Genomic DNA, 6,405 nt, shown 5'->3' on the forward strand with positions numbered 1-6,405 from the left:
TATATGTATCAAATCTATTGCTAGTTGGTTGCTCCTCAGCAGAGCCAATGTCCTCTTCAATTTGACGGAGGTAATTTAACTAATCTAAAATAAAAAATCACCAACTATTTTTGACCACATTACCAAATTTAGAATTTTGGTAAAAATAGAATCACAATATTCATTAAGAATGACAAATGTTTTCAGCCCTAACTTCTAATCTCTAACCTCTTTAATATCCATACTTATCTTTCCAACGGTGCTGCAAAAATTCACGGTTGCTATTCTCTCTCGAATTGTTCCCTGGATTATAAAGAACCGTTTCTTTTATAGCATCAGGAAGAAATTCCTGCTCGGCAAAGTTATTGGCATAATCGTGCGAATATTTATACTCATCACCATAACCCAATTCTTTCATTAATTTGGTAGGAGCATTGCGAAGGTGAATAGGAACGGGTAAATCTCCGGTTTGTTTGACCAATTGTTGTGCGGTTCCAATAGCCAAATAGGAGGCATTACTTTTGGGCGAAGTCGCCAAATAAATAGCACATTGACTCAAAATAATTCGGCTTTCGGGATACCCAATAGTAGATACAGCCTGAAAAGTATTGTTGGCCATAATAAAAGCAGTAGGATTAGCATTTCCAATATCTTCACTAGACAAAATAAGCATTCTTCGGGCGATAAATTTTACATCTTCGCCACCTTCAATCATTCTAGCTAACCAATAAACGGCACCATTAGGATCACTACCCCGAATCGATTTTATAAATGCCGAAACAATGTCATAATGTTGCTCGCCACTTTTGTCATACAAAACCGTATTTTGTTGCACGAGTTCAAAAACCCGATCATTAGTAATTAAAATTTCGTCTTCAGCGGAAGCGTTTACGACGAGTTCAAAAATATTTAATAGTTTGCGTCCATCGCCACCGGAAAGTCTTAAGAGTGCTTCTGTTTCGGTTAGTTTAATGTTTTTGGTTGCCAAAAAAGCATCGGTTTTCAAGGCACGGTGTAACAAGCTCTCCAAATCATCTTTGGTAAAAGCATTCAAAATATAGACTTGACATCTTGACAATAAAGCGGGAATAACTTCGAAACTTGGATTTTCGGTCGTGGCACCAATAAGAGTTATCCAACCTTTTTCGACAGCAGCCAATAAGGAGTCTTGTTGCGATTTGCTGAAACGGTGAATCTCGTCTATAAAAAGAATTGGGTTTTTTGTGGTGAAAAGTCCCCCACTTTGTTTCGCCTTTTCAATCACATCACGAATATCCTTCACTCCCGAATTAATCGCGCTCAAAATATAAAAAGGGTGTTTCGATTCTTGTGCAATAATCTGTGCCAAAGTTGTCTTTCCTGTTCCCGGTGGTCCCCAAAATATCAATGATGGAATAATTCCTTTCGCAATTTGTTGTGTCAACGAACCGCTAGGGCCAACCAAATGGGATTGACTGATATAATCTTCTAAATGTTGAGGTCTTATGCGTTCTGCTAATGGTGCTTCCAAGATGATTTTAAATTTTAGATTTCTGATTGAAGATTTAAATATTCAAATTTATGATATTACAATTAGAAACTTTAAGATAATCTAACAAACTTATTCAGTCTATTTTCTATCATCTATTTTCTAAATATGACAAAATAGCACTAAATTGCCTTTGGATACATTTTTGAGTAATCTAAAATGCTTCGCCAGTTCGCTAATCGCTCGGGTCAGAAATCTAAACTCTAAAATTTTAAATGAACGATAACCATTTTAAATACTCGAATTCAGTATTAGCGCTTCCACTATTTTTCGTCTGGTTTTTGTGGTTTATGTATTGGCTGGAAATTCGATTTGGTTTTGATTTTGACGAAAACGGAATTTATCCTAGGACATTTTCAGGTTTGCAAGGCATTGTTTTTAGTCCTTTTATTCATTCTAATATTGAGCATTTATACAATAATTCAATTCCGCTACTGATTTTGTTGGCTGCATTGCGCTATTTTTATTCCAAACAATCAATGGCGGTCATTGGTTATGGAATTTTGCTTTCAGGGCTGATAACGTGGATAATTGGGAGAAGTAATTATCACATAGGAGCCAGTAGTTTAATTTATGTATTGGTCAGTTTTATTTTTTTCAAGGGAATTCAAACCAAGTATTATCGATTGGTTGCTTTATCTCTTACTGTCATTATGGTTTATGGAGGTTTGGTTTGGTATATTTTTCCGAAGGTAGATGAGAATATTTCTTGGGAAGGACATTTGGCCGGATTGATTACAGGATTTGTTCTTTCGATTATTTATAAAACACCAGAATATAAAAAGATAATTAAATACGATTGGGAACATCCTGATTTCAATCCACAAGAAGACAAGTTTATGCAACGTTTTGATGAAAATGGGAACTTTGTAAATATTCTAAAAGAGGAATCTGAAGATGAATTTCCTTCTTATTTTTCTTCTGAGTCCTCAGTAAAATACACAATTATTGAAAATGAAAAAAATGAACCAAAACCGAAGCCTTAATTCATTTTCAAATTTTCAAATTCAATAATTTCAAATTTAATTTCTTTGCCTTACAGCCTCATATAAAAAAGCACCACAAGCTACAGAAACATTAAGTGAACCTATTGTTCCGAACATTGGTAGTTTAGCTTTTTCATCAACGATTTTAAGGACTGAAGGATTGATTCCTCTATCTTCGGAACCCATAATAATGGCAACTCCTTCTTTTAAATCAACATTGTAAATATTTTGATCTGTTTTTTCTGTCGCAGCAACGGTTTTTATTCCAGAACCCTGCAGATAGAAAATAGCATCTTTAATGTGTTCTACTTTACAAATAGGCACATTAAATACGGCTCCAGCCGAAGTTTTCACTGTGTCACCATTTACTGGCGCTGAACCTGATTTTTGAACAATAATTCCGTTGACGCCAGTACATTCGGCAGTTCTGATGATAGCGCCAAAATTTCTTGCATCCGATATTTGATCTAAAATCAAAAACAAAGGCACTTTCCCAGATTCAACAGTCGCATCTACTAAATGTTCCAAGTCAATAAAACCAATTGGCGAAATTGAGGCCACAGCACCTTGATGATTGTTAGGTGTTAATCTGTTCAGTTTTTCTACAGGAACGTAAGAGAAATTCACGTTGGCACGTTTCATTACCTTCATTAAATCTTTCATCAATTCGCCAGAAATTTCCTTTTGAATGAAGACTTTATCGACTTCTTTTCCTGCTTGTATGGCCTCAATAATGGCTCGTATTCCGAATATTAGATGTTCTTTTTCCATTTTGCAAAGATAGTTTTTTGTTTCAAGTTTATTGCTAGCAAAAGTAAAAAACTGTATTTGTGAATAGTGAGTTTTTATTTAAAAACTGGGCACTTATTTTTTTATTGTTAACAGTACTTATTGATTGAAAAATGTTTATAAACAGTTTAATTATTAACGAAAAATGGGTTATGTTTGTATATAAAATTAAATAATATGAAAAAAATTGTACTTTTATTTATCCTCCTCCTTTCTTATATTGGATTTTCTCAAACAAATAAGCAAAAAATTCAGTCACGCCTGAATAATGATATGTTAAAGTTTGGATTGACAAGCAAGGATGTTTCTGACTGGGTCGTTGAGAGTGAAGTCACTTCTGAAGGAACCAAAATCACAAATTATTATATTGTTCAACGATATCAGGGAATTGAGATTTTTAATGCTCAATCAAACATTTCTATGAAAGACGGAAATGTCATTGCTATTGGTAATAAGTTTAAAAAGAATATTGATAAGAAAATTAATGCTATTGCTCCTACTATATCTGTTCTAGATGCTATTGCAAGTGCTTATTCTCATTTAGGAATAAAAGTTCCAGCTACATTTTCAATAGTTGAAACCATAAATGACAAATCATTCAAATTGAGTGATGGAATTCAGGAAGGTTTTATTAGTGCTAAATTAGTTTATCAATCTGTAGCTGATAGCAAATTGAAATTAGCTTGGGCTTTTCAGTTTTATTCACCTGATGGGAAACATCTTTGGGATTTAAGAATAGATGCGCTTAATGGATTGATTTTGGAGAAAAATGATTTGGTTATAAGTTGTAATTTTGGGAAAGCAAAAAAGGATATTTATCCTTCTAATTACCCTTTTAATTTCATAGAAAATAAAATTAAAAAAACGGCTATAACATCAGTATTAGCTAATACAGGTTCTTACAGGGTTATTCCTTATAATTATGAAAGCCCCAATCACAGTCCCTTTCAGTTAATATCTTCTCCAAGCGATGTGCTTGCATCTCCTAATGGATGGCATAATGCAAATACAAAGACTGGAAACATTGCAACACTTAAATATACCTTTACCAGAGGAAATAATGTTTTTGTTCAGGAAGATGCAAATGGCGATGACGGAACTGGTATTAGTCCTGATGGAGGAACGCTTTTAAATTTTGATTTTCCCTATGGTGGACAGACATTACAACCTACTGCTTATACCTCTGCAGCATCAACCAATTTATTTTATATGGCTAATATTATGCATGATGTTTGGTATCAGTATGGATTTAATGAAGCTTCTGGGAATTTCCAAAAAAATAATTATGGCAGAGGAGGCAGTACAAGTGAAGATTACGTTTTAGCGGACTCACAAGATGGTTATTCTCAATCTTCAGCAACATTAAATAATGCTAATTTTGCTACACCAAATGATGGTACTAGCCCAAGGGTACAAATGTACTTATGGACTTATGGTGCTCCCCCTACTGAATATATTAATGTGAATTCACCAGGGTCAATTGCAGGTCCTAGAGTTGCAACAACGAATGTTTTTGAAGGTACCGATCAAATTCCTGTTCCAGTTGCTCCTAATGGAATCACTTCTAATTTGGTTTTGTATCAAAATAATCCAACACCTCCGGGTTATAATTCGGCTTGTCAGTCCCCAATTAATGCGTCTGCCTTGATAGGAAAAATTGCATTAATAAAAAGGGGAGGATGTAATTTTAATTTAAAAGTAAAAAATGCTCAGGATGCTGGAGCAATTGCGGTTATTATGATGGATAGCATTCCTAACAATCCATCTAGACTTTCTATGAGTTCCACTGGGATTTTGGGAATAACCATTCCTGCTGTTTTTGTAACTAAAGAAATCGGAGATGTATTTATTGCTGAAATGTCAAATGGTCCTGTTAATGTAAAATTAGAAGTGCCAGCCAATTTATATTTGTATGCTGATGGAGATTTTGATAATGGAATAATTGCTCATGAATATGCACACGGAATTTCTAATAGGTTGACGGGTGGACGTCTTAATTCAAGTTGTTTGACTTCTCCAGAACAAATGGGAGAAGGTTGGTCAGACTGGGTTGCGCTGATGATGCAAATTAAAGATGGAGATGTGGGGGGAACTGCAAAAGGGATTGCAACTTATGCAATAAATGAAGTAACAACTGGAGGCGGAATTAGGAATTATCCCTACTCGACCAATATGGCTATTAATCCCTTGACCTTTGCCGATACTAATGGTAAAACGGTAATGGATACAAATTCAAATTCAGTTACTTTTGGTCTTGAAATAGTAGAACCTCATGATACGGGTGAAGTTTGGGCGGCGACATTATGGGATTTAACTTGGGCATACATCGGTAAATATGGTTTTAGTTCTAATATTTATACAGGAACTGGTGGTAATAATAAAGTAATGCAATTGGTTATTAATGCAATGAAAATGCAGCCTTGTAATCCTTCCTATATTGAGGCAAGAGATGCTATAATTGCAGCAGATCAGGCAGCAACAGGCGGGCAGGATTATTGTATGATTTGGAAGGTTTTTGCTCGTAGAGGCTTGGGTGTTAATGCTTCTTCGGGGGATAATGCTGGAGATAAAACAAATATTGCTGCAATTAATGATCAAGTAGAAGACTTTATCGAACCTGCAGCAGGAGCTAATTGTACATTAGCAGTAACTCAATTTAATAATAATGATAAAATTAGCATTTACCCAAATCCTTCGCCCAAAGGGCAAATTTATATTCACACCAATGATTTTATTGGTAAGTTAAACATTCAGGTTGTAGATATAAACGGAAGAATTGTTTATAAATCAACTGAAACTGACTTTAGCTCAGTTACATCAGGAGATAAATCAATCAACTTAAATCATTTACAAAAAGGAATGTATGTTGTTAAATTGAGTAATGAAACAATAAATTTTAGTGAAAAAATCTTTATTAAATAATTTATTTTCTATCTAATAGCACTATTTTTATAATAAGTCCTCGAAGCTATTCTTTGAGGACTTTTATTTTTTACGGTTTAATAGTCAAAAATAGTTGGTGAAAATGCTGTAAAGCATTATAAAATATGATGTTTCCAAAAGTTTATTGAAATTCGTTTCAATAAACTTTTTTATTTATGACAAATTCAAAAAAAAGCGTTG

At 34.1% G+C, this 6,405-nt stretch carries 4 protein-coding genes; 2 read left to right on the forward strand and 2 right to left on the reverse strand.

The features are described from left to right. Positions 1–211 precede the first annotated feature (211 nt). On the reverse strand, positions 212–1,489 hold the full coding sequence (locus PHC28_RS14140) for a replication-associated recombination protein A (protein ID WP_300101924.1): 1,278 nt from the start codon (positions 1,487–1,489) through the stop codon (positions 212–214). A gap of 233 nt (positions 1,490–1,722) precedes the next feature. Between PHC28_RS14140 and PHC28_RS14145 the strand changes: the two genes are divergently transcribed. Then, the gene (locus PHC28_RS14145; protein ID WP_300101929.1) at positions 1,723–2,493 is read left to right on the forward strand and encodes a rhomboid family intramembrane serine protease; all 771 of its coding nucleotides are present in this window, start codon (positions 1,723–1,725) and stop codon (positions 2,491–2,493) included. A gap of 36 nt (positions 2,494–2,529) precedes the next feature. Here the strand turns inward: PHC28_RS14145 and rlmB are convergent, their stop codons facing one another. Further along, a complete protein-coding gene (gene rlmB / locus PHC28_RS14150; RefSeq protein ID WP_300101935.1) occupies positions 2,530–3,264 on the reverse strand; it encodes a 23S rRNA (guanosine(2251)-2'-O)-methyltransferase RlmB in 735 nt (244 codons plus the stop codon). A 195-nt stretch (positions 3,265–3,459) separates the two neighbouring features. Between rlmB and PHC28_RS14155 the strand changes: the two genes are divergently transcribed. After that, the gene (locus PHC28_RS14155) at positions 3,460–6,204 is read left to right on the forward strand and encodes a T9SS-dependent M36 family metallopeptidase (protein WP_300101940.1); all 2,745 of its coding nucleotides are present in this window, start codon (positions 3,460–3,462) and stop codon (positions 6,202–6,204) included. Positions 6,205–6,405: the final 201 nt, after the last annotated feature.

It is taken from the genome of Flavobacterium sp., from assembly GCF_028712645.1.
Taxonomy (GTDB): domain Bacteria; phylum Bacteroidota; class Bacteroidia; order Flavobacteriales; family Flavobacteriaceae; genus Flavobacterium.

Bases quoted from the DNA above. Each gene is read 5' to 3' on its own strand.
- PHC28_RS14155 (WP_300101940.1), top strand. From the start codon at position 3,460: ATGAAAAAAATTGTACTTTTATTTATCCTCCTCCTTTCTTATATTGGA.
- PHC28_RS14145 (WP_300101929.1), top strand. From the start codon at position 1,723: ATGAACGATAACCATTTTAAATACTCGAATTCAGTATTAGCGCTTCCA.
- rlmB (WP_300101935.1), bottom strand. From the start codon at position 3,264: ATGGAAAAAGAACATCTAATATTCGGAATACGAGCCATTATTGAGGCC.